General features: G+C 63.7%; 20 protein-coding genes and 1 other RNA gene. 2 read left to right on the top strand and 19 right to left on the bottom strand.

What is annotated here, in order from left to right:
- Nucleotides 1-252: 252 nt before the first annotated feature.
- From murB to mraZ, 12 genes are read right to left on the bottom strand one after another with little or no spacing between them, the layout of a single operon-like run.
- Complete coding sequence (gene murB, locus BLT09_RS14660) at nt 253-1,218, bottom strand: UDP-N-acetylmuramate dehydrogenase (protein ID WP_031254742.1); 966 nt, start codon at nt 1,216-1,218, stop codon at nt 253-255.
- Complete coding sequence (gene murC, locus BLT09_RS14655; RefSeq protein WP_091594154.1) at nt 1,215-2,621, bottom strand: UDP-N-acetylmuramate--L-alanine ligase; 1,407 nt, start codon at nt 2,619-2,621, stop codon at nt 1,215-1,217. Before murC ends, murB begins: the two co-directional genes overlap by 4 nt.
- On the bottom strand, nt 2,618-3,745 hold the full coding sequence (murG, locus tag BLT09_RS14650; protein WP_091594152.1) for an undecaprenyldiphospho-muramoylpentapeptide beta-N-acetylglucosaminyltransferase: 1,128 nt from the start codon (nt 3,743-3,745) through the stop codon (nt 2,618-2,620). The genes murC and murG overlap by 4 nt, the downstream gene beginning before the upstream one ends.
- 1 nt (nt 3,746) lies before the next feature.
- Entirely contained in the window at nt 3,747-4,898 is a 1,152-nt protein-coding gene (ftsW, locus tag BLT09_RS14645) for a putative lipid II flippase FtsW (protein WP_091594150.1), read from the bottom strand.
- Nucleotides 4,898-6,301 (bottom strand): UDP-N-acetylmuramoyl-L-alanine--D-glutamate ligase, encoded by a 1,404-nt coding sequence (murD, locus tag BLT09_RS14640; RefSeq protein WP_091594148.1) that lies wholly within the window; start codon nt 6,299-6,301, stop codon nt 4,898-4,900. Before murD ends, ftsW begins: the two co-directional genes overlap by 1 nt.
- A gap of 8 nt (nt 6,302-6,309) precedes the next feature.
- Nucleotides 6,310-7,392: a phospho-N-acetylmuramoyl-pentapeptide-transferase gene (gene mraY / locus BLT09_RS14635; protein WP_023798736.1), complete on the bottom strand. Its 1,083-nt coding sequence runs from the start codon at nt 7,390-7,392 to the stop codon at nt 6,310-6,312.
- Nucleotides 7,393-7,416: 24 nt separating this feature from the next.
- Complete coding sequence (locus BLT09_RS14630) at nt 7,417-8,850, bottom strand: UDP-N-acetylmuramoylalanyl-D-glutamyl-2,6-diaminopimelate--D-alanyl-D-alanine ligase (RefSeq protein ID WP_091594146.1); 1,434 nt, start codon at nt 8,848-8,850, stop codon at nt 7,417-7,419.
- Nucleotides 8,847-10,304, bottom strand: a complete 1,458-nt coding sequence (locus BLT09_RS14625; protein ID WP_091594144.1) for a UDP-N-acetylmuramoyl-L-alanyl-D-glutamate--2,6-diaminopimelate ligase — start codon at nt 10,302-10,304, stop codon at nt 8,847-8,849. Before BLT09_RS14625 ends, BLT09_RS14630 begins: the two co-directional genes overlap by 4 nt.
- Before the next feature lie 54 nt (nt 10,305-10,358).
- A complete protein-coding gene (locus BLT09_RS14620; RefSeq protein ID WP_236473674.1) occupies nt 10,359-12,086 on the bottom strand; it encodes a peptidoglycan D,D-transpeptidase FtsI family protein in 1,728 nt (575 codons plus the stop codon).
- Entirely contained in the window at nt 12,083-12,475 is a 393-nt protein-coding gene (gene ftsL / locus BLT09_RS14615) for a cell division protein FtsL (protein WP_091594142.1), read from the bottom strand. Before ftsL ends, BLT09_RS14620 begins: the two co-directional genes overlap by 4 nt.
- Nucleotides 12,476-12,479: 4 nt before the next feature.
- Nucleotides 12,480-13,511 carry a 16S rRNA (cytosine(1402)-N(4))-methyltransferase RsmH gene (rsmH, locus tag BLT09_RS14610; protein ID WP_091594141.1) on the bottom strand — a complete coding sequence of 344 codons (1,032 nt, stop codon included), beginning with the start codon at nt 13,509-13,511 and terminating at the stop codon, nt 12,480-12,482.
- The gene (mraZ, locus tag BLT09_RS14605) at nt 13,508-13,966 is read right to left on the bottom strand and encodes a division/cell wall cluster transcriptional repressor MraZ (RefSeq protein WP_091594139.1); all 459 of its coding nucleotides are present in this window, start codon (nt 13,964-13,966) and stop codon (nt 13,508-13,510) included. The genes rsmH and mraZ overlap by 4 nt, the downstream gene beginning before the upstream one ends.
- A 426-nt stretch (nt 13,967-14,392) precedes the next feature.
- Between mraZ and BLT09_RS14600 the strand changes: the two genes are divergently transcribed.
- On the top strand, nt 14,393-15,508 hold the full coding sequence (locus tag BLT09_RS14600) for a cystathionine gamma-lyase (RefSeq protein ID WP_091594137.1): 1,116 nt from the start codon (nt 14,393-14,395) through the stop codon (nt 15,506-15,508).
- A gap of 8 nt (nt 15,509-15,516) precedes the next feature.
- On the opposite strand, the gene BLT09_RS14595 is transcribed toward BLT09_RS14600, so the two are convergent.
- From BLT09_RS14595 to BLT09_RS14560, 7 genes are all read right to left on the bottom strand, one after another.
- Complete coding sequence (locus tag BLT09_RS14595) at nt 15,517-15,810, bottom strand: type II toxin-antitoxin system RelE/ParE family toxin (RefSeq protein ID WP_091594135.1); 294 nt, start codon at nt 15,808-15,810, stop codon at nt 15,517-15,519.
- Nucleotides 15,807-16,091 carry a type II toxin-antitoxin system ParD family antitoxin gene (locus tag BLT09_RS14590; RefSeq protein ID WP_091594133.1) on the bottom strand — a complete coding sequence of 95 codons (285 nt, stop codon included), beginning with the start codon at nt 16,089-16,091 and terminating at the stop codon, nt 15,807-15,809. The genes BLT09_RS14595 and BLT09_RS14590 overlap by 4 nt, the downstream gene beginning before the upstream one ends.
- 305 nt (nt 16,092-16,396) lie before the next feature.
- Nucleotides 16,397-16,794, bottom strand: an RNA gene (gene rnpB / locus BLT09_RS14580) — RNase P RNA component class A.
- A 59-nt stretch (nt 16,795-16,853) separates the two neighbouring features.
- Nucleotides 16,854-17,735 (bottom strand): lytic transglycosylase domain-containing protein, encoded by an 882-nt coding sequence (locus tag BLT09_RS35815; RefSeq protein ID WP_091594129.1) that lies wholly within the window; start codon nt 17,733-17,735, stop codon nt 16,854-16,856.
- Nucleotides 17,736-17,918: 183 nt separating this feature from the next.
- Nucleotides 17,919-18,680 (bottom strand): N-acetylmuramoyl-L-alanine amidase, encoded by a 762-nt coding sequence (locus BLT09_RS14570; RefSeq protein WP_091594127.1) that lies wholly within the window; start codon nt 18,678-18,680, stop codon nt 17,919-17,921.
- Nucleotides 18,677-19,396 (bottom strand): J domain-containing protein, encoded by a 720-nt coding sequence (locus tag BLT09_RS14565; protein ID WP_023798724.1) that lies wholly within the window; start codon nt 19,394-19,396, stop codon nt 18,677-18,679. The genes BLT09_RS14570 and BLT09_RS14565 overlap by 4 nt, the downstream gene beginning before the upstream one ends.
- A gap of 311 nt (nt 19,397-19,707) precedes the next feature.
- Nucleotides 19,708-19,908, bottom strand: coding sequence for a hypothetical protein (locus BLT09_RS14560; protein WP_023798723.1), 201 nt, complete (start codon nt 19,906-19,908; stop codon nt 19,708-19,710).
- 200 nt (nt 19,909-20,108) lie between these two features.
- Here BLT09_RS14560 and BLT09_RS14555 point away from each other — a divergent pair, with 200 nt between their 5' ends.
- The gene (locus BLT09_RS14555; RefSeq protein ID WP_091594125.1) at nt 20,109-24,026 is read left to right on the top strand and encodes a hydantoinase B/oxoprolinase family protein; all 3,918 of its coding nucleotides are present in this window, start codon (nt 20,109-20,111) and stop codon (nt 24,024-24,026) included.
- Nucleotides 24,027-24,107 lie beyond the last annotated feature (81 nt).

Raw genomic sequence — 24,107 nt, 5'->3', positions numbered from 1 at the left:
CACGCCCCCGGAAAGGGCCATACACTCAAACGCTCGGAGCAGTCCCTGCTCTGACGATTTCTGCACCATCGAGTCCCCGAGTTTCCCGGCAGGCAGCCCCTGACGGAAAAACGCTGGTGACGCGTCGAAACGACTCAAATCAGGAAACGCTTCAGGGCAGAGAATCAGAGAGTTGAATCGCTGGCAAGTCCTTACGATTCCGCGAGATTCACTTTCCGCAAAAATGGCCGCGAAAACTGTGTTGTTGAGTCCTTACAGCAACTGTCCGAGGAATTCCTGGACCTCGTGCCCCGGCCGGAATTTGCCGATGCGCTTGATTTCCCAATGCAGCCGGATGCCCGACCGTTCGAGCACGCGCGCGCGCACCGTCTCGCCAAGATATTCAAGGTCGTAGCCGGTCGCGGTTCCCGTGTTGATCATGAAGTTGCAATGCATCGGCGACATCTGCGCGCCGCCGATCATCAGCCCCCGACAGCCCGCTCTGTCGATCTCCTTCCAGGCCGAGGTGCCCTCCGGATTCTTGAAGGTCGAGCCGCCGGTCTTTTCGCGGATCGGCTGCACGGTCTCGCGATGGTGCTGGACGGCGTCCATTGCCGCCTTGATCGCGGCCTTGTCCGCCACAACGCCTTCGAACACCGCTGATGTGAAGATCAGCCCGGCAGGTGCTGCCGAATGGCGATAGGCGTAACCCATATCGGCGTTGCTCAGCGTATGCACATTGCCCTTGCGGTCGAGCGCCCGCACCTCGACAACGCGCTCGCGCGTCTCGACGCCATTGGCGCCGGCATTCATCCTCAGCGCACCGCCGATGGCGCCCGGAATGCCGTGGTAGAACTCAAAGCCGCCTATGCCAGCCTGATAGGCGACAGCGGCAAGGCGTTTGTCGGGCGTCGCCGCACCCGCCTTGATTGTGGTCGGCGCAATCACTTCGGCTTCGCCAAAGCCCTTGGCCGAAAGCCGGATGACGAAGCCCGCAATACCGCCGTCACGGACAAGCAGGTTCGAGCCGATACCGACGGTGGTCAGCGGTATCTCTTCGGGCACTGCTCCCAGGAACGCAGCGAGATCGTCTTCGTCGGCCGGCTGGAACAGTGCGTCGGCCAGCCCGCCGGCGCGGAACCAGGTGATCTTGTCCATCTCGGCATTGGGCGTGATGCGGCCGCGCAGGCCGGCAAGCCGGCCTCCAAGCTTGTCGATCAATGCCTGGCCACGCATCATGAGGCAGTACCGCCGAGTTCCTTGGGCAGCGCGTAGGCCCATTGGGTGATGTTGCCGGCACCGAGAAAGACGATGAAATCGCCTGGTTTGGCCAGGTCGCGGATAACCGGCGCAATCGCCGCGGGGCCTTCGATGTAGCGCGCGTCGCGATGGCCGCCGGAGCGGATGCGCGACACCAATGCCTCGGACGTGATCCCGTCGATCGGCTCTTCGCCTGCCGCATAGACCGGCGCCACCATCACCGTGTCGGCATCGTTGAAGCAGACGGAAAACTCGTCGAACAGGTCGTGAAGCCGGGTGAAGCGGTGTGGCTGGGCAATGGCGATGACGCGGCCCTTGGTGGCATCGCGCGCCGCCTTCAGAACAGCTGTGATCTCGACCGGATGGTGGCCGTAATCATCGAACACATCGACGCCGTTCCACGAACCGGTACGGGTGAAGCGCCGCTTGACGCCGGCGAAGGACGACAGGCCCTTCCTGATCGCCTCGGCCGAAAGGCCGAGCTCATGCGCGACGGCGATCGCCGCCGTCGCATTGGCGACGTTGTGACGGCCGGGCATCGGCAAGCGCAGGCCTGATATCGTCGACTGGCCGCCGGTCTTGCGGTCGCGGATCACCACGTCGAATTCCGAGGTCGGGCCATCCATGCGGTGATTGATGAAACGCACGTCGGCCTGTGCGTTCTCGCCATAGGTGATGACGCGCCGGTCCTCGATGCGGCTGACCAGCGCCTGCACCTCGGGATGGTCGGTGCACATGACGCCGAAGCCGTAGAACGGTACGTTTTCGACGAACTGGCGAAAGGCCTCGCGCACCTTGTCGAAGGAGCCGTAATGGTCGAGATGCTCGGGATCGATGTTGGTGACGACGGCAATCTCGGCCGGCAGCTTCAGGAACGTGCCGTCGCTCTCATCGGCCTCCACCACCATCCATTCGCCATCGCCCATGCGGGCGTTGGTGCCGTAGGCATTGATGATGCCGCCATTGATCACGGTCGGATCGAGCCCGCCGGCCTCGAGCAGCGTCGCCACCATCGAGGTCGTCGTCGTCTTGCCATGCGTGCCGCCGATGGCCACCGCCTGCCGGAAGCGCATCAGTTCCGCCAGCATCTCGGCGCGACGGACGATGGGAAGCAGTTTCTCGCGTGCCGCCTTCAGCTCCGGATTGGATTTCTTGATCGCCGTCGAGACGACGACCACTTCGGCATCGCCGATATTGTCGGCATGGTGACCGACGAAGCACTCGATGCCCTTGTCGCGCAGCCGCTGCACATTGGCGCTGTCGGCCTGGTCGGACCCTTGCACCTGGTAGCCGAGATTATGCAGCACCTCGGCGATGCCGCTCATGCCGATACCGCCGATGCCGATGAAATGCACGAGGCCGATCGTCTGCGGCATCTTCATACGTGCGTCTCCTTCCTGAATTCCGATACGCTTTTCTTCGACGCAATAGCCTCTGTCAGATCGGCGAGCAACCGTGCCGCGTCCGGTTTTCCGGCCGATTTCGCCGCCGCTGCCATTGTGGTCAGCCGCGCTGGATCGTCCATCAGCGCTCCGACGAGCGCGGCGATGCGCTCGGGCGAAAGCGTCGATTGCGGATGCACTTCGGCGCCGCCTGCCGCCGCCAATGCCGCGGCATTGGCTGCCTGGTCGTGGTCGAGCGCATGCGGATAGGGCACCAGCAGCGCCGGCCGGCCGATCACCGCGATTTCCGATACGGTCGATGCGCCGGACCGCGACATCACCAGGTGCGCCGCAGCCAGGCGCGCCGCCATGTCGGTGAAGAAGGGCGACACCTCAGCCTCGACGCCAAGGGCGGCATAGGCCGCCTTCACCCGCTCGACATCGTCGGCACGCGCCTGCTGGGTGATATCAAGCCGCTTGCGTTGTGCATCGGAAAGCTGTCGAACCGCCGCCGGCACCGCATCGGAAAAGAACTGTGCGCCCTGGCTGCCGCCGAACACCAGGAAGCGGAACCGCTGCTCCCCGGTCGACGCCGCATAGGGCGTCTTTGCCGCCTCCAGCACTTGCGGCCTGACCGGATTGCCGGTCGTCACCGTCTTGGCGCCTGCAGCGCTTGAATCTTCCGGCAAGAACCCGCCGGCGATGGCATCGACACGGCCGGCGAGCGCCCGGTTCGCGCGCCCCATCACCGCGTTCTGCTCGTGGATCAGCGTCGGCACCTTGCGCCGCGTCGCCGCATAGAGCGGCGGCAGCGTCGGATAGCCGCCGAAACCGACCACCACGGCTGGCTTGACCCGACCGATCACGGCCGATGCCTGCCGCACGCCGCCCCATATCTTCCAGAAGGCGGCGAGCACGGCGAACGGGTTTTTCGAGCCGATGGTCGCCGACTGGATCGGATGGATGCCCGCCGCCGGGAACTGGCCGGCAAAACGCTCGGCACGATCATCGGCGGCCAGATGCACCGTCCAGCCGCGCCTGATCAACTCGTGCGCCAGCGCCTCGGCCGGGAACAGATGCCCGCCCGTGCCGCCGGCCGCCAGAAGGATCGCGCCCCTCGACATTTCACTCCGCCGGCATGGCGCGCCGCGACGGCGCGAAGCCCAATTGCTTGCGCTTTTCCGGCCGCTTGCGCGTCAGCGCCAGCACCATGCCCATCGAGATGGCGATGGCGATCTGCGAGGAGCCGCCATAGGAGATGAACGGCAAGGTCATGCCCTTGGCCGGCATCAGCTGCAGATTGACGGCCATGTTGATGACCGACTGCAGACCGAAGACCGTGACCAGGCCGCCGACCGCATAGCGTGTGAAATCGTCCTGCTCCTTGAGCGCAGTGCCGAGGCCGCGCAGCACGATGAAGGCGAAGATGGTCATGATGAAGAAGCACATGATCAGTCCGAACTCCTCGCCGGCCACCGAGTAGACGAAATCGGCATGGCTGTCGGGTATCACCCGCTTGACGGTGCCCTCGCCCGGCCCGACGCCGAACCAGCCGCCATTGATCAGCGCATCGCGGCCCATATCGACCTGGAACGTGTCGCCCTCGCCGGTCATGAAGCGATCGATGCGGCCGGCGACATGCGGGAACACGGTGTAGGCGGCAAACACGCCGCCGACGCCGACAGCGCCCAGCGCGATGATCCACAGCCATGGCAGCCCGGCCATGAAGAACATCACCCCCCAGGTGCCGAGCACCAGCATGGTCTGGCCGAAATCGGGCTGCGCCACCAGCAGCGAGATGACGAGGGCCAGCAGCAGCATGGCGAACAGATTGCCTGGAATGTCGGGCTGGCGCTTGTGTTCGGCAAACAGCCAGGCGCAGATGACGACGAAGGCAGGCTTCAGGAATTCCGACGGCTGCAGCGACACGCCGGCGAGCGACACCCAGCGACGCGCGCCCTTCACCTCGACGCCGATGTAGAGCACCGCCACCATCAGCACCAGCGTGATGCACAGCATCGCCAGGGCCATGCGCCTGATCTGCCGCGATTCCAGGAAGGAGACGGCCAGCATCACGCCAAGTGCGGGAATGGTGAAGATGATCTGCCTCGTGGCGAAGTGGAAACTGTCCAGGCCGATGCGCTGGGCCACCGCCGGGCTTGCCGCGAAGGACAGCACGATGCCGAGCCCCATCAGCGACAGGAACGCGGCCAGGAACCAGCGATCGATCGTCCACCACCAGGTGGCAACCGGGCTTTTGTCGAGACGGCTTTGCATTATCGTGCCCCTCCGATGAGCTTCACGCCATCAATAGTGCTCGCAGCTTGCCTGAAGGCTTCGCCGCGCACTTCGAAATTCTTGAACTGGTCGAAACTGGCGCAGGCCGGCGAAAGCAGCACCACCACCTCGCCATTGCCATCGTCCCTGGCCGCGTCGCTTGCCGCATGCTCGACTGCTGCGGCCAGCGTGCCGGAGATCTCGTAGGGCACCGCCTCGCCGAGCGTCGCCGAGAAGGCTGGTGCGGCCTCGCCGATCAGATAGGCCTTGGCGATGCGCGGAAAGAGGCCGCGCAACGGCTCGATGCCACCCTCTTTCGGCAGCCCGCCGGCGATCCAGTAGATGCGCGGAAAGGAGGACAATGCGGGCGCTACCGCATCGGCATTGGTCGCCTTGGAATCGTTGATGAACAGCACATGGCCCATGCGGCCGACCTGCTCCATACGGTGCGCCAGCCCGGGAAAGCTCTCCAGCCCCGACTGGATCTCGCCCAGCTCGAGCCCGACCTTGAGGCAGGCGGCGAGAGCGGCTAGCGCATTCTGCGCATTGTGCTGGCCGCGCAGCGAGCCGATGCCTTCGAGAAAGGCGACCCGGCTGTAACGGCCGTGCACCGCCTCCATCAGATCGGTGCCGTCGGCGAAATAGCCGTCGGTCAGCGGCAGGCGCTTCGAAATGCGGATGACGTGCCGGCCTGCCCGCTCCAGCCGGTCGGCGAGCTGGGCGCACCAGGAATCGTCGACGCCGACGATGGCCGTTTCGCTGCCGGCCGCCAGCCGCTCCTTGATCGCGGCGTAGTGCTGCATCGTGCCATGACGGTCGAGATGATCGGGCGTCAGGTTTAGCAGGACGCCGGCGGTCGGATTGATCGAGGGCGCCAGGTCTATCTGGTAGGACGAGCATTCCACGACATAGTGCCGCCCCGGTTCCGGTGGATCGAGCGTCATCACCGCGCGGCCGATATTGCCGCCCATCTGCGTGTCGCGTCCGGCCGATTTCAGGATATGCGCCGTCAGCGCCGTGGTGGTCGATTTGCCGTTGGTGCCGGTTATGGCGATGAAGGGTGCAGCCGGCGCCAGCAAGGTCCGCTGCCGGCAGAACAGCTCGATGTCGCCAATGATCTCGACGCCTGAAGCGCGCGCCAGTTCCACTGCCCAGTGCGGCTTCGGATGCGTCAGCGGCACGCCGGGCGACAGCACGAAGGCCGAGAACTTCGCCCAGTCGGCGCCACGCAGGTCGCCGGTCGCGATACCGACGGCCGCGGCATTGGCGACACTGCCGGGATTGTCGTCCCAGGCGAGCACGTCCGCTCCGCCCTCGATCAACGCGCGCGCAGTAGCGATCCCCGAGCCGCCGAGCCCGAAGAGTGAAACGCGCTTGCCTGCGAAGGATGCGGCGGGGATCAAGCGGCCTCCTATCGCAGCTTGAGGGTCGACAGGCCGACCAGCGCCAGGATGACGGCGATGATCCAGAAGCGGATCACCACCTGGCTTTCGGTCCAGCCGAGCTTTTCGAAATGATGGTGGATCGGCGCCATCAGAAACACCCGCTTGCCGGTCATCTTGAAGTAGCCGACCTGGATGATGACCGACAGGATCTCGACGACGAACAGGCCGCCGACGATGACCAGCACGATCTCGTGCTTGGTGGCAACCGCAACCGTGCCGATCAGGCCGCCAAGCGCCAGCGAGCCGGTATCGCCCATGAAGATCGCCGCCGGCGGTGCGTTGAACCACAGGAAGCCGAGGCCGGCGCCGATCACTGCGCCGAGGACCACCGCCAATTCACCGGTGCCGGGCACGAAATGGATCTGCAGATACTCGGCGAACACCGCATTGCCGGACAGGTAGGCGATGACGCCGAAGGACGCCGCCGCGATCATGATCGGCACGATCGCCAGGCCGTCGAGGCCATCGGTCAGGTTCACCGCGTTACCGGCGCCGACGATGACGAAGCACGAGAACGGGATGAAGAACCAGCCGAGATTGATGAGGAACTCCTTGGCGAAGGGGAAGGTCAGCGACGATGAGAACGGCGCCTGGCCGTTGTGCATGATCACCCAGGCGGCGATGCCGGCGATGACGAATTCAAGCCCCAGCCGCGCCTTGCCGGAGAAGCCGAGATGCGATTGCTTCGTCACCTTGAGATAATCGTCGTAGAACCCGATCGAGCCGAAACCCAGGGTCACCAGCAGCACCACCCAGACATAGATGCTGGACAGGTTCGCCCACAGCAGCGACGAGCCGATGATGCCGCACAGGATCATCAGCCCGCCCATGGTCGGCGTGCCGGCTTTCTTGAAATGCGTCTGCGGCCCGTCGGCACGGATAGGCTGGCCCTTGCCCTGCCGCAGCCTCAGCGAATTGATGATGGCCGGACCGAAGATGAAGACGATCAGCGCCGCGGTGATCAGCGCGCCGCCGGTGCGGAAGGTTATGTAGCGGAAGACGTTGAAGACCGAGATCTTGTCCGCGAATTCGACGAGCAGTGTGAACATGCGATTCGGTCCCCGGACCTGGCTCTAGGTCTGTTTGGCGGTTGCGGCTGCCGCCGGAAATTTGCTGAGCAGTGCGTCGACCAGTTTGGAAAACCCGATGCCTTTCGACGATTTGATCATCACCACGTCGCCCGGCTTCAGCGCCGACAGAAGCACCAGTTTCAGATCCTCCGCGCCGGCGCGATATTCTGTCTCGATCTCATCAGGCAGGATGTCGGCCAGCGCCCGCATTTGCGGGCCGGCGAGAAACACCGTGCGCGTCTCGGTGCCGATGATGAGATCGGCAAGGGCAGCGTGCAGCTTCGCCGAATGATCGCCGAGCTCGAGCATGTCGCCGAGCACCGCGATGCGCCTGCCTTCGCCTGACACCGGCGTCGCGTTGAGCAGCGCCATCGCTGCGCTCATCGACGCCGGATTGGCGTTGTAGCTCTCGTCGATCAGCGTGATCGGACCTTTGGGGTGGCGCAGCACATGGCGCTTGCCGCGTCCGCGCTCGGCCGAAAGATCGGCCAGCGCCAGCGCCACCCTGGCGATGTCGGCGCCGACCAGGTGCGCGGCGCCGAGCACGGCCAGCACATTCTGCACCATGTGTCGGCCCGGCGCGCCGACCCTGGCGGTGATCTCCTGACCGCCGATCTTGGCAGTGATGACGGAATGATCGGCATGCAGCGCGCATGTCAGCAGCTTGAAGGTCGCACGGGCATTCTCGCCAAAGCCGTAGATGTGCTCGACGCCGGCGGCTCTCGCCATCTTGTCCAGAAGCTTCCAGCGCGGGTCGTCGCGGTTGAGAAGGACGGCGCCGTCCGGTTCCAGTCCTTCGAAAATCTCGGCCTTGGCCTTGGCGATCTCGTCCAGATTGCGGAAGAAGCCGAGATGTGCCGCGGCGATCAGCGTGACGATGGCGACATGCGGCCGGACCATCCTGGCCAGTGGCCGGACCTCGTCGGGATGGTTCATGCCGATCTCGAACACGGCATAGTCGCAATCCACAGGCATCCGCGCCAGCGTCAGCGGCACGCCCCAGTGGTTGTTGAAAGACTGCGCCGATGCGTGCACCTTGCCGACCACTGACAGCACATGGCGCAGCGCTTCCTTGGTGGTGGTCTTGCCCGCCGAACCGGTCACCGCGATGATCTTGGCATTCGAGCGCGCGCGGGCGGCCAGCCCCAGCTTTTCCAGCGCGGCCAAGACGTCCTGCACGACGATCATCGGCGCCGTCAGCCGCCCGAGCGACGGCAGCTTGCCCTCGGCGACGACCAGCACGCCGGCGCCGGCCTTGATGGCGGCGGTCGCGAAATCATGGCCGTCCATCGCCTCGCCCTTGATCGCGAAGAAAGCATCGCCCGGCTCAAGGCTGCGGCTGTCGATCGAGATGCCGCTGATACCCTCCGGCATCGGACCGAGCGGTCGTCCGCCCATGGCCGCGACGAGATCCTCTGAGGTCCACAGGAAGCTCATGCGGCGTGCTCCTGGAGCGCGGCGCGGACTTCCTCATGGTCGGAAAAATGCAGCGTTTCGGCGCCGACGGTCTGGCCTTCCTCATGCCCCTTGCCGGCCACGATCAGCGTATCGCCGGCATGGAGCATGGCGACTGCCTGGTGGATCGCCTTGCGCCGGTCACCGATCTCGATGGCGCCGGGTGCAGCGGCAAGAATCGCGGCACGGATCGTTTCGGGCACTTCCGAGCGCGGATTGTCGTCGGTGACGATGACGACATCGGCGAGCCGCGTGGCGATCTCGCCCATGATCGGACGCTTGCCACGGTCGCGGTCGCCGCCGCAGCCGAACACGACGATGACGCGGCCGGTGGTGAACGGCCGGACCGAAGCCAACACGTTTTCCAGCGCGTTCGGCTTGTGCGCGTAATCGACATAGACGGGCGCACCGTTGGCAGCGGTGCCAACAAGGTCCAGCCGGCCCGGGGCACCCTTCAATTTCTCCAACGCCATCAGGGCTTTGGCGGCAGGTGTTCCAGTAGAAATGGCGAGGCCCGCCGAAACCAGGGCATTGGCGATCTGGAAATCGCCGGCCAGCGGCAGGTCGATCTCGTGGAGAAAGCCATCGACTTCCACCTCGGCACGCTGGCGGTGGCGCTCGTGCTCGACCCGCTTCAGTGTCAGAAACCCGCCGTGGCGGCCGACCGTCAGCACATCCAGTCCCGCGGCCCTTGCCGCCTGGATCGTCGGCTCCGACCAGGGATCGTCGGCAAAGATGACGGCCGGCGCGCCCTTCGGCAGCAGCGCGTCGAACAGGCGCAGCTTGGCGCGATGATAGTCCTCGACTGTCGGATGATAGTCCATATGATCGCGGCCGAGATTGGTGAACCCGCCGGCTGCGAGTTTCACGCCGTCAAGCCGGCGCTGATCGAGACCATGGCTGGAGGCCTCCATCGATGCGTGGGTGACGCCGGCATCCGCCAGTTCGCGCAGCAGCCTGTGCAGGTCGACCGGGTCGGGGGTGGTCAGCGAGCCGTACTCGTTGCGGCCCGGCGCCACCACGCCGGTCGTGCCGATCGAAGCAGCGGCAAAGCCTGACTGCTCCCAGATCTGCCTGGTGAAAGCCGCAACCGATGTCTTGCCGCTGGTGCCGGTCACCGCGACCATGGTTTGCGGCTGCCTGCCGAAGTAGCGGGCCGCACTCAGCGCCAGCGCCAGGCGCGGATCGTCGACAGCGAAAACCGGCACCGGCAGTCCGGTGACGGCGCCGCTGCCCTTGCCGGTCACGATCGCTGCGGCGCCGCGCTTGGCGGCATCGGCGGCATAGGCCGCGCCATCGGTCTTGGTGCCAGCGAGCGCGAAGAAGACCACGCCCGGTCCTACCTGGCGGGAATCCGAAGAAATCCCGGTAACCTCCGTATCGAAGGAAGCTGTCCCCTCGACAGGCAGGATACCGGCTAGGTCTTTCAGCTTCATCGAACCCCGTTCATAGCAACAAAATAGCGCGCAGTTGCCGGCGCGCCCTCAGAATCACTGATAGGAAACCAGCGTTGCGCCATTTTCATGGCTGAAATCTGGCTTCACGCCAAGCATGGAAGCCGAACGTCGGATAATGTTTGCAGCCATGGCGCCAGCATTCGAGGCGGCCGTCGCACCCATGCCGGGTTTTTCCGGCTTCGGTTCGTCGGCGATGGTAAGCACGATGTATTGCGGATCGTCCATCGGGAAAGCCGCGACGAAGGCGTTGAAGTTCTTGTCCTTTGAGTAGCGGCCGTTGACAACCTTCTCGGCCGTTCCCGTCTTGCCGCCGACGCGATAACCCGGAACCCTGGCGTTCCTGCCTGAGCCTTTCTCGGCATTGAGTGCATAGAGATAGCGCATGTTCTCGGAGGTCTTGTCGCTGACGACTTTCTTGGCCACCGACATCGCCTGTTCCTGCGCCCGTCTCAGGAATGTCGGCTGGATCAGATAGCCGCCGTTCATCAGCGCGGCACAGCCGACCGCCGTCTGCAGCGGCGTCGTCGACACACCGTGACCAAAGGCGATGGTGATCGAATGGACCTGTTTCCAGACCTTTGGCTCGGTCGGGCGGGCGACCTCAGGCAGTTCCGTCTGCATTCTCTCGAGGATGCCCAGGCGATGCAGGAATTCGCGGTGCCCCTCGATGCCGACCGCTTCGGCTTCCTTGGCCGAACCGATGTTGGACGAATAGATGAACACTTCGGGTACCGACAGCACCCGGGCCTTGCCATGAAAATCATGGATGGTCTGGCGGCCGATCCTGATCGGGCGCGTAGCGTCGAAACGGCTTTCCAGCGTCACTTTGCCCGAATCGAGCGCCATGGCGGTGGTGAAGCTCTTCAAGGTCGAGCCCATCTCGTAGAGCCCGGCCGACATGCGGTTCAAGCGGTCCTTGTCGTGCGCATTATAGGGGTTGTTCGGATCGAAGTCCGGAACCGAGGCCATCGCGACCACTTCGCCGGTCTTGACATTGAGAACGACGGCGCCCGCCGCGATTGCGCGGTATTTTTCCATGCCGGTGGCGACCTCGTCACGCACGATATGCTGGACGCGCAGGTCGATTGAGAGCTGCACCGGCTTCAGATCCTTGGCCACCGCCAGGCCGGACGCCTGAAGATCGCTCAGCCCCTGTTCGTCGATGTATTTCTCCATGCCGGAGATGCCCTGGTTGTCGATGTTGGTGAGGCCGACAATGTAAGACGAGGTTTCGCCGGCCGGATAGAAGCGGCGCTTTTCGGTGCGGAAGCCGATGCCGGGAATGCCGAGCTGCAGAATGTCAGATTGTTGCTTGGGCGTCAGTTGCCGCTGCAGCCAGACGAAGCCGGCGCCGCTCTTCAGCTTGTGATAGGTCTGCTCGTAGTCGATTTCGGGAAGCACCGTTGCCAGTTTTTCGATCGCCTCGTCGGCGTCGACAATGCGGCGCGGTTCGGCAAACAGCGACGCCGTCTTGATGTCGGTCGCCAGAACTTCGCCGTTGCGGTCGACGATGTCGGGCCGCGACGCCGTCACCCGGCTCTGCGGACCGCCGGACAGGTCGGGGTTCTGGAAACCGAGATAGACCAGCCGCCCGGTGATGGTCAGATAGATGCCGAAAAATACCGCCATCGTCATCACGACGCGGGTCCTGCCCTTGCCGCCGGTCGCCTTGCGGGCGCCTTCGACCACAATCGATCCGTCGTCGCCGGACTTGGCGCGGCGCGTCAGCAGACTGGTGATCACTGGAAGTCTGGCGATCATTGGACGATGCCTCCGGTGACCACGGGGTCGTTGCCCATCGGTTCTTTGCTGGAACTGTCGGCCATGCCGCCCAGCCGCTCGGACGAAAGGTCCTCGATGGTGAGGGGTTTTGCCGGCAGATCGTCCAGCCCGATGATCTGTCGGGCGCTGACCGGCTCGAGCTCGAGTTGCGATTTATAGATCTCGGCCAGCTTTTGCAGGCGCGACGGTTGGGTAAGCAGGCTCCAGTCCGCCTTCAGGAGATCGATCGTGTCCTCCTCGTAGCGGATCTGTGCCTGGATCTTGTGCACCGCCGCCAATTGTTCCTCGGCCTCGCGTTTGGTCTTGAAGGTCAAGGCCGCGGCCGAAACCATGACGGCGATAAGGACTATGTCGCTGGTACGAAACACGTGCTCACCTCTCTCCCGGCCGCTCGGCACCGGGAAGTTTTGGGTCAGGAAGTTTAGGAAGACCGAAAATCGAAAAATCGCCGGCGCGCGGCGGCGCGTCGGTGCGGATCGCAGCGCGCAGCCTTGCCGAGCGTGCCCGCGGATTGGCCGATATCTCGGCCTCACCGGGCGTCACGCCGCTGCCCACCTTTTTGAATGTGGCGCTGCGCGCCTGCGCCTCGGGCAGGTGCCGCGATCCGGTCGCCGCATCGGCGCGATCGGCGATGAAGCGCTTGACGATGCGGTCTTCCAGGGAATGGAACGTCACCACGGCCAGCCGTCCGCCCGGTTTCAGCACGCGTTCAGCCGCAAAAAGCGCTTTGGCCAGTTCGCCGAGTTCGTCATTGACGAAAATACGCAGCGCCTGAAAGACGCGGGTCGCTGGATGGATCTTGTCCTTCGGCGCGCGGCCGATATGCGTTTCAATGGCGTCTGCAAGGTCGAGCGTGCGCTCGAACGGATGTTTTTCGCGACGGTTTTCAATCATGCGGGCGATGCGGCCGGCATGGCGCTCTTCGCCAAGAAACCCGAAGATGCGGGCAAGATCGCCCACCTTGAAAGAGTTGACGACATCGGCGGCGCTGAGGCCGGCTTGCGCCATGCGCATATCGAGCGGTCCGTCGGCACGGAACGAAAAACCGCGCTCCGCCTGATCGATCTGCATGGAGGAGATGCCGATGTCGAGCACGACGCCGTCAGCGCTTTCGACATGCTCGTCCAATGTCGAGAACGGCGCCTGAACAAGCCGGAGCCTGCCGCCCGATTGTTGCTCGAGAACACGACCGGCAGCAATCGCATCCGGATCGCGGTCGATCGCGACTACCGAGGCGCTTCTCGCCAGAATGGCTTTGGAGTAGCCGCCGGCGCCGAATGTGCCGTCGACGACCACCTCGCCCGTCTTGGGCGAAAGCGCCTCCAGCACTTCGGCAAGGAGGACCGGAATGTGACGGGCCGGTCCGCCAACGGCGTCAGGGTCATCGCCGTAGCCCGCCATCATTGCGGCCGCTCCCCAGGCTTCGTCCCCTGCCGAAGCTGCAAAAGCCGGGCGCGTGCTTCCTTCCCATAGGCGGTGAGCCGGCCAGGTTCCCAGATCTGAAAGAAATTGCCGCGGCCGACAAAAGCCACTTCCGCGGAAATGCCGGTATGCTCGCGGATGAAATCGGTCATCGAGATGCGGCCGTCCTGATCGAGCTTGAGAAAGGTTCCATCGCCATGGCAGAAGAACGACATGTCGTCCGAGGTCTGCAGGAAGGGGTCTTCCTGCGCGATGCGCTGCTCGTAGCGGTCGAGCAGGTCGAGCCCGCCGACATCCATCGCCGGACGGTCCAGGCAGCGCAGCGCATAAAGTTCCGAATAACCGCGCTTCTGCACAACCGCACGGAAATGCGCCGGAACGGACACCCGCCCCTTCGCATCGATCCTGTTCACCGCGCTTGACAGAAACCGGTCCATTACACGTTACGGCCGCTTGCGCCGCCGCACCCCTCTGCATCTTCCCGCCCGCGCCGCCGCAGCGCGGTCCCTGCCCAAAACTCACTTCGTTCCAAAAGGCAAAAACAGGCGAACGCGCAGCCGCCGCGGCTGCCCGATTGGCGTACGCTTCACCCTGACGCGGAACGAAGGCTTGAATATCTGAATGGGATATCATGGGGTACTATGGGCGTCAACGGGAACAGGCTTCACAAAACGCGCGCCACAACCGATGAGGGCAGCTTTGACGGCACTCCCGTGTTTATGCTCCATTAAGCCTAACGAAGCGTTTAGAGCCGCTTGGCCTAACCGGAGGCGGCTTGCCGCGGAGCGCCACCACGCATAGCGTCGGCCTGTCTTTTCTCGGTCAGAAACAGGTCCTTTTCTCGGTCAGAAGGTTGAAAATACATGTCCGAAACAGCCAAATCGCGCGCGGCCACCCTCGCCCATTTGCGTGGCGTCAAGCTCGCCAAGGGCGACCCGGTCTCGCTGCCGCTGACAATGACGACCACTTTCCATCTGCCCGGCAATCCGGCCGGCGTCAGCCAGTACGGGCGCTACGACAATCCGACATGGGAAGCGGTGGAAGACATGCTCGGCCACCTCGAGGAGGCGCCAGCCGTAGCGTTCCCGTCGGGCATGGCCGCGATCGCGGCGGTCTTCTTCGCGCTGCTCAAGGCGGGCGATCGCATCCTGTTGCCGTCCGATGGTTACTACACGCCGCGCCTGCTTGCCGAGCGCTTCCTCAAACCTTTCGACCTCCCGTTCGACACACGACCGACCAAGTCCTTTGTGGACGGCGGTTTTTCCGGCTACCGGCTGGTGTTCGTCGAGACCCCATCCAATCCTGGGCTGGACATTTGCGACCTGGCCGGCGTGGCGCGCCTTGCGCACGAGGCCGGCGCGCTGGTCGTCGCCGACAACACCACGATGACGCCTTACGGTCAGCGCCCGCTCGACCTCGGCGCCGATATCGTCGTTGCTGCTGACACAAAAGCGCCCAATGGCCATTCCGACGCGCTGTTCGGCCATGTCGCCAGCCGTGACGCCGGCATCATCACCGCCATCCGCGAGTGGCGCAAACTGTCGGGCTCGATCCCCGGACCATTCGAAGCCTGGCTGGTCCATCGGGGCCTCGAGACGCTGGAAGTCCGCTTCGAGCGCATGTGCACATCGGCCGAACTGATCGCCCGACGCCTGACAAATCATCGGGCCGTGAAATCCGTCCGCTTTCCTGGACTGGAGGATGACCCTTCGCACAATCTGGCGACCACCCAGATGGAGCGTTTCGGCTTCCTTGTCGGCCTCGACCTGGGGGGTGAAGCCAGGGCCGAAGCGTTCATCGGCGCCTGCGCCCTGATCCAGCCGGCGACCTCCTTCGGCGGCGTCCACTCTTCGGCCGAGCGGCGCGCCCGCTGGGGTGATGCGGTGCCGCCCGGCTTTGTCCGCCTGTCGGTCGGCTGCGAGCCGATGGAAGCGCTTTGGCAGGCGATCGAGGCGTCGCTGGACGGCGTCGACGGCTGAACGACCGATCACGAAGCCAGATCGTCGGCTTCGATACTGCGCCGGCCATGCAGCACACGCAGGATCTCGACTGCATCCGCGCCGACACGGTACAAGGTGAGGTATTCGCCGACGACCAGATGGCGGATGCCGGGCGCAATGTCTTCGCGCGGTGCGCCCGAGAAAGGATGCAGGGTCAGCAAATCCCAACGCCTCTCCAAGATATTCACGAGGCGGATCGCCGCATCAGGATTGTGTTCGGCAATGTAGTCGCCGATACGTTCGAGGTCGATTAATGCCTGAGGAAGCAGGCGGTATTTCACTCCTCGAGGCCTTTGGCCTCGGCCATTTTCAGATATTTGGCGCGCAGTCGTTCCATGATTGGCGGGCCGTCCAGCGCCGGTCCGCTGTCGATCCCCTCCTGCACCAGCTTGCGCAACTCCTCGAGTGTGTAGCCGTGCAAGTCACGGCGGTCCTTCCATTGCCTGAGCGCGTCGCGGATCACCTCACTCGCCGAAGCATATTCGCCGGCGGCGACCACATCGTCGACCGCCGCCGCCAATTCCGGCGAGAGCGTGATGCTGCGTTTGTCGACCTGACCCATGGTGCGCTCCTGATACCGCCCGTACTAATGCATGTCGCGCAAAAGTGTGCAGCGGTTCTGCGATAACGACATGCATAAACAACAACCTAAAGCGCGTCGCGAGAGGACGGTCGAACGCGACGCGCTTTAGGAAAGTACGATTTAATCGCACCAGTTTCAAGAAACGCTTGCTCCATGCACAGCCCAGTAAAAGCTGATTCAGTCAATGAAGCGCCTGAACCAGCAAGCGCGCCCGAAGACGCAACCTGCTGATATCAGGGAGTTTCCCCCTAGAATCTGGACGAAAACGTAGAATCTGGACGAAAATTGCCAGCTGGCCTGTAAGCCGGGTTCTGTATGGCCCTCGCCCCTTGCGGCGCGAGAACGTGGCGGCCATTCATCTTGGGCGCATGTTGCCATGCGCCTCACGCAACCTACCCGGGCGGTGAGCCGGAAACAGCCCTCGAGGGTTTCCCCTCGCACCGCCCCTATTCGGTCTTGCTCCCGGTGGGGTTTACCGTGCCGCTCCTGTTGCCAGTCGCGCGGTGGGCTCTTACCCCACCCTTTCACCCTTACCACGACGGATCGTGGCGGTTTCCTTTCTGTGGCACTTTCCCTAGGGTCGCCCCCGCCGGACATTAACCGGCACCGTGTCTCCATGGAGCCCGGACTTTCCTCACCCGCAGCCTTTCGGCTTCGCGGGTGCGGCCGCCCGGCCAGCTGGCAAGGCGTATAAAGGGATTCACATTCGAAAACGCAAACAAAAAAGCAGATCCCGGTCTATTACGCCGGCGCTCCAAGCGCGGCCAGCTGCACTTTGACCTTGCCGCAATAGGCCGCGGAAATCGGGTTCATCCGCTTGGCGCCATGGCCGGCATTGTACTTCAGGATCGTGCCGCAGGTCGTGCCGTCGCCGAGGTTGCGCGCCATGGCGAGGTATTTCATGCCGTATTTGATGTTGGTCTCGGGATCGTGGAGACCCTTGATCGAGCCGCTGTAACCCATCATCCGCGCCGTCGACGGCTTGATCTGCATCAGGCCGATCTCACCGGCGCGGCCGACCTGGTTCGGCTGAAACCTGCTCTCGATCATGATGACGGCCTTGGCGAGCGAGACCGGCACACCATTGCTGGCCGCATGACGCTCGATGATCGTCGAGTACTGGCCGCTATCGCCAGCGGCCGCCGGCTTCGGCGCCGCCGCCCGGCTGTGCCGGCCGATCGACGCCGTCGTCGCCTGGTCGATGCGGGTCCTGTTGCGCTTCACGTGCCGCTTGGAGACCGCCTTCTTTGCAACGACTGGCTTCTTTGCAACGACTGGCTTCTTTGCAACGACTGCCTTCTTTGCAACGACTGCCTTCTTTGCAACGACTGCCTTCTTTGCAACGACTGCCTTCTTTGCAACGACTGCCTTCTTTGCAGAGACCTTTTCCGCCTTTGCGGATGCTGGCTTTTTCGCTTTCACCGCAGCAACTTTTTTCGCCTTTGCGGAGGCTGTCCTTTTTTCTCCGGCATCTTGCCCGGCTTTCGGCGTGGCAGTCTTATCGGACGCGGTCATGAAACCCTGGTCGGCCCGCTGGCTCAAAGGCGCGCTATTGGCCGCACCGATGGCAAAAGTCATTACGCCGGCAGCAACAGCTGCCGTTAAAACGGTCAATTTCTGCATGGGATCCTGTTCTGTTTGAACCGCGCGAAGAACTTCACGCAGCTACGCCAATCAACGTCGGAACATTTGGGAGGCTGTAGGTCCGACAACTTGCACGGATCGCCTTTGACGGTCGAATTGGCGGCAAAAAAGGCGGGGCAAGTCACTTTAAATGACAGGCTGTAACTTACAGCCAGGAAAAGACTACTTGGACGGAACTGCCCTCACCGAGCCAAGCAGCCGTTCCAGCGTGCGAATTGTCGATCCGTCGGCCACGCCATCCACTTTGCGTTGCCGGAAATGCCTCTGGAAAGCCTCGACCACGATTTCGGATTGCCGATCGAAAGCGCCTGATATCTCCACGCCATAACCGTAGAGCGCCAGCATCGACTGCAGCGCCTCGACCTCGGCAGACGCGTCGCCGGCCTTCAGCACCGCGCCGCGCCTGACGGGTGCTGCTTCGACAAGATGGCCGACACCGGCCTCGAACAGGGCCTTCCAGGGGAATCTCTCGCCCGGGTCGATCTTGCGTCCCGGCGCCACGTCGGAATGGGCGAGCACCCGTTGAGCCGGGATGGAATGGCGCTGAACAATCCCGTTGCACAGGCCGATCAGGGCATCGATCTGCCGTTTCGGAAAATTCCGGTAGCCCAGCGAATGTCCCGGATTGACGATCTCGATGCCGACCGAACAGGAGTTGATGTCGCTGCGTCCGAACCAGGAACTCTTGCCGGCATGCCAGGCACGGTCGCTTTCCCTGACCATCTGGACGATGCGGCCGTCCTCATGGACGAGGTAGTGCGACGAAACCTCGCTGGCCGGATCGCACAGCCATGCTTCGGCGCCGGCGCCGGTCTCCATGCCGGTGTAGTGCAGCACGATCATGTCGACCGTCTCGCGTCGTGGACCGAAATTCCGCGATACCCTGACCTCGGCGCTCGGCTCGTCGGGCAGGAAGCCGCTCATGCGTGCCGCAGGCCCCGTTCGATCATCTCATAGGCCGCGTTGATCGCCGCTATCCTGCTGGTTGCGATCTTGATGAATTCCTGCGGCAGGCCGCGTGCGATCAGCCGGTCGGGATGGTTGTCCGAAACCAGCTTGCGGTAACGCTTCCTGACCTCCTCGAAGGTTTTTCCCCGCTCGATGCCGAGCACGACATACGGATCGGCCGCACCCAGGTCGACGTGCCGGGCCAGAATGCTCTGGTAATGCGCCTCCTCGATCCGGAAGATCTCGGCGATGCGATGCAGGAACTGACCTTCGCGCTCGTGGACCAGCCCGTCGGCCTTGGCGATATGGAACAGCCCGTCGAGAATGTCTTCCAGCATCGCGCAGTTCGAATGGCCGGAGCCGCAAAGCTGCGCCATGCGCGCGGCATAGGTCTCGAAGCCGGCGATGTCGCGCTTGGCCAGATCGTAGAGCCGCGCCACATTGCGCGTCTGCTCCTTCGGCACTTCGAATATCTGCTGGAAGGCGCGCACCTCGTCCTGGGTGACGATGCCGTCGGCCTTGGCCATCTTGGCCGACAGCGCGATCATCGCCACCGAGAAGGCGACGCGCCGGCGCAGGTCGGGGTCGCCGGAGAAAACCGTGCGCACAGCCTCGACCACGTCGGCGACGCCGGACGAGGTTGAGGACGAAACGCGGGTGATGAAGTCGCCGAGGCGATCCCAAATCGACATGGGCACCTATTACGGCTAACTGGCCGCCGCTATCAAGCCCACCGCTATCAAGCTGAAGACAATGCCGCAGGGCCGGCCCAGCCGATTTCGCGGCCGCCTGAGCAGCTGGCGCAACCGTCGATCATGGAAATTAGCAGGCAGCAACGGCCATGGCGCGCGAAACGGCAAGCCTTCGTCACCTCGCCATTTCGGCCCGTTCTGCTGGGCCAAAAAGTGACAGGCGAAACCGAGCTTGCGGCGGAAGCCGCAAGAAGACTGTCCTGAAGTCAGAAGGCCGGCAGGATGCCGGCCTTCTGTTCATCACATAAGAATTACTGCGCCGGCGCAGATGGCTGTGCCGGAGCCGGCTCGGCCGGCTTGGTCGCGTCGGGAGCCGGCTGCATCGGCTGTTCGTTCGCCGGCGGATTGGTGCTCTGCGTGGTGGTAGCGTCCCCGCCCGTGCCGCTGTCGCTGCAAGCCGCAACGCCAAGCAGGGCAAGCGCCGAAACCGACGCAAGAATGAGTTTCTTCATGACATCTCTCCTCTAATCACGCCCCCGCTACCGGTGACGATCGAGGACAGAATGCACCAAATGCCCCATGGGTTTCATAACGTTGCATTTCTGTATGTAACATCATCTGCTTTTGCGTTGCCGGCGAAGCCATGGCGAATTAACACCAGAGCATGGCGAATTAGCACATTTGAATCAATAAAATGCCCGGGAGAGCTGCCGTGACCGCCAAATGGGATTTCTGGATCGACCGCGGCGGCACCTTCACCGATGTCATCGGCCGGGACCCGCAAGGCGGGCTGCACCCGCGCAAGCTGCTATCCGAAAATCCCGAAGCCTATGCCGACGCCGCCATCCAGGGCATTCGCGATCTGCTCGGGCTAAAATCCGGCGCGCCGATCCCATCCGGCCTGATCGGCGACATCAAGATGGGCACCACCGTTGCCACCAACGCGCTTCTGGAGCGCAAGGGCGACCGTGTGCTGCTGCTCATCACCAGGGGATTTCGCGACGCGCTGAGGATCGCCTATCAGGCGCGGCCCGATATCTTCGCCAAGCAGATCATCCTTCCCGAACAGCTCAACGAGCGCGTCATCGAGGTCGATGAGCGCGTGCGCGCCGACGGCCGCGTCGAAAGGCTGCTCGACATCGCCGCCATGCGCCCGGCCATCGAACAAGCCAGGGCCGACGGCATCGACGCGGTGGCGATCGTGTTCATGCATGCCTGGAAATATCCCGACCACGAAAAGGCGGTTGCAAAAGTCTGCAGGAAACTGGGGTTTTCGCAGATCTCGGTCAGTCATGAGGTCTCGCCGCTCATCAAGCTGGTCGGCCGCGGCGACACCACCGTGGTCGACGCCTATCTGTCACCGATTCTGGCAAGGTATGTGCAGACGGTGGCGCAAGAGCTGGGCGTCCTCTCCCCCCTCGAGGGGGAGATGTCGGCGAAGCCGACAGAGGGGGTCATCTCAGAAGGCACCGCCAGAGCGTCGACCCCAGTCGAGCCGACCCCACCCGGCGGCTTCGCCGCCACCCTCCCCGCAAGCGAGAGGGAATCTCCCCGCCTCATGTTCATGATGTCATCCGGCGGCCTTACCGCCGCCGATATGTTCCAGGGCAAGGACGCGTTGCTGTCCGGTCCGGCCGGCGGCGTCGTCGGCATGGTCGAGACAGCAAAGCTCGCCGGTTTCGACAAGGTCATCGGCTTCGACATGGGCGGCACCTCGACCGACGTCGCTCATTATGACGGCGACTATGAGCGCGCCTTCGACACCGAAGTTGCCGGCGTGCGCATCCGCGCGCCGATGATGCGCATTCACACCGTCGCCGCCGGCGGCGGCTCCATCCTGCACTACGAGGCCGGCCGTTTTCGCGCCGGGCCGGATTCGGCCGGCGCCAATCCCGGCCCGGCCGCCTACCGGCGCGGCGGCCCGCTGGCCGTCACCGACGCCAATGTCATGCTGGGCAAGCTGCAGCCCGACTTCTTCCCGGCCATTTTTGGACCCGGCCAGGACGAGCCGCTCGACGTGCAAACCGTGCGCGAGAAGTTCGCCGCACTCGCCGCCGAAATCGGCGACGGCCGCACGCCGGAGGCTGTGGCCGAAGGGTTCGTCACCATCGCCGTCGAAAACATGGCCAACGCCATCAAGAAGATTTCCGTGCAGCGCGGCTACGACGTCACCGAGTATCTCCTGAACTGTTTTGGCGGCGCCGGCGGCCAGCACGCCTGCCTCGTTGCCGACGCACTCGGCATGGAGGCGGTGCTGATCCATCCCTTCTCCGGCCTGCTGTCGGCCTATGGCATTGGATTGTCCTCGATTTTTTCGTCGCGCCAGCAGGCGCTGCTGAAATCGCTGGCGGAAGTGTCCAGGCCGGCAATCGACGAGCTCATCGCGACGCTGCGCAAAGCCGTCATCGACGAGCTTGCCGCGCAAGGCATTGCCGAGGACGCCGTCGCCTCGAAACCGGTGCTGCAGATCCGCTACGACGGCACCGACACCGCGTTGCCGGTGAATTTCGAGCGCGGCTCGATCGCACGCGCCAAGGCGGATTTCGAAGCCGCCCACAAGGCGCAGTTCGGCTTCGTCTATGACGACAAGCCGATGATCGTGGAATCGGTCGGCGTCGAAGGTATCGACAGCGGCGCCGCCGGCCGCGAGGAAAGTGATTCAATCCTTGAGGACATCGCCGCAAGCCCTTCGGAAAATCGGCAAATCTTCATCGACAGCACCTGGCGAGACGCCGGCATTTTCCGCCGCGAGGCGCTTAAACCGGGGCACAAGCTAGGCGGCCCTGCCCTGGTCATCGAACCGAACCAGACCATCGTCGTCGAGCCGGGCTGGCAGGCCGAAATCACCGCCAAGAACCACGTGCTCCTGCGTCGCATCGAGAAAAAGCGCCGGCTGGCTGCGCTCGGCACCGAGGCCGATCCGGTCATGCTGGAGGTGTTCAACAACCTGTTCATGTCGATCGCCGAACAGATGGGCGTGACGCTGCAAAACACCGCCTATTCGGTCAACATCAAGGAACGGCTGGATTTCTCCTGTGCCGTCTTCGACCGCAATGGCGCGCTGGTCGCCAACGCGCCGCACATGCCGGTGCATCTCGGCTCCATGGACCGTTCGGTGGAAACCATCATCCGGCTCAATTCCGGCGACATCCACCCCGGCGACGTCTTCGCACTGAATGCACCTTATAATGGCGGCACGCATCTGCCTGACATCACCGTGGTGACGCCGGTCTTTGAGGATGGGCGCCCAATCTCCCCCCATGTGGGGGAGATGTCGGCGAAGCCGACAGAGGGGGGCGCTGTCCCGCCAACGCCTCCAATTGGCGAGCCGGCATACCGCGAAGCTGAGCGCTCGACGTTGCCCCCCTCTGCCCTGCCGGGCATCTCCCCCACAAGGGGGGAGATCGGCCAATCGCCAAAGATCCTCTTCTACGTCGCCTCGCGCGGCCATCATGCCGACATTGGCGGCACGGCGCCCGGCTCGATGACGCCGCTCGCCACCACCGTCGACGAGGAAGGCGTGCTGTTCGACAATTTCCGCATCGTCGATCGCGGCCGGTTCCGCGAGAAGGAGCTGGAGACGCTGCTCACCGACCATCCCTACCCGGCGCGCAATCCGCACCAGAACATCGCCGACCTCAAGGCGCAGATTGCCGCCAATGAAAAGGGCGTTGCCGAGTTGCACGAGATGGTCGCGCATTTCGGCCTTGGCGTGGTCGAGGCCTATATGGGCCATGTCCAGGACAATGCCGCCGAAAGCGTGCGCCGCGTGCTGGAGCGGCTGCCCGACAGCTCCGTATACGAGTATCCGACCGACACCGGCCAAATCATCAAGGTGAAGATATCGGTCGACCGGCAAAAGCGCGAGGCAACCGTCGACTTCACCGGCACATCGCCGGTCATGAAGAACAACTTCAACGCCCCCGAGCCGGTCGCCCGCGCAGCCGTGCTCTATGCGTTCCGCGTCATGGTCGAGGACATGATCCCGATGAATGCCGGGTGTCTGAGACCGATCAACATCATCATTCCCGAAGGTTGCATGCTGAAGCCGACCTACCCGGCCGCGGTCGTCGCCGGCAATGTCGAGACCTCGCAGCATGTCACCAATGCGCTGTTCGGCGCCATGGGCGCGATGGCCAATGCGCAAGGCACGATGAACAACCTCACCTTCGGCAACAAGCAGTACCAGTATTACGAGACGATCTGCTCCGGCTCGCCGGCAGGCCGGATGAACAGCGGTCGCGGCTTTGCCGGCACCTCCGGCGTCCACACCCACATGACCAATTCGCGCCTGACCGACCCGGAAGTGCTGGAGTTGCGGTTCCCCGTCCTGCTCGAGGATTTCCACATCCGCGAAGGCTCCGGCGGCAAAGGCAAATGGAGTGCCGGCGACGGCACCGAGCGCACCATCCGTTTCCTCGAAAAGATGGAATGCGCAATCCTGTCCTCACATCGCAATCGCCCGCCGCAAGGCCTGGACGGCGGCGGCGATGGCGAGGTCGGCTCGACCAAGGTTCGCCGCAAGGATGGCCGCATCGAAGTCCTGAAGGCTTGCGACCAGACGGTGCTCGAGGCCGGTGAAGCCGTCATCGTGACGACGCCGACGCCGGGCGGATTTGGCAACGCCTGAACTCGCCTCAACAGACTGTCACCGGCCTGTCATCCACCTGCGCTACCCGCTTGCGCCAGAGCAAACGGGGAATCGCCTTGT

Source organism: Mesorhizobium muleiense, assembly GCF_900099905.1.
GTDB classification, from domain to species: domain Bacteria; phylum Pseudomonadota; class Alphaproteobacteria; order Rhizobiales; family Rhizobiaceae; genus Mesorhizobium; species Mesorhizobium muleiense.
This window is presented reverse-complemented; position numbering and strand designations above follow the sequence as displayed.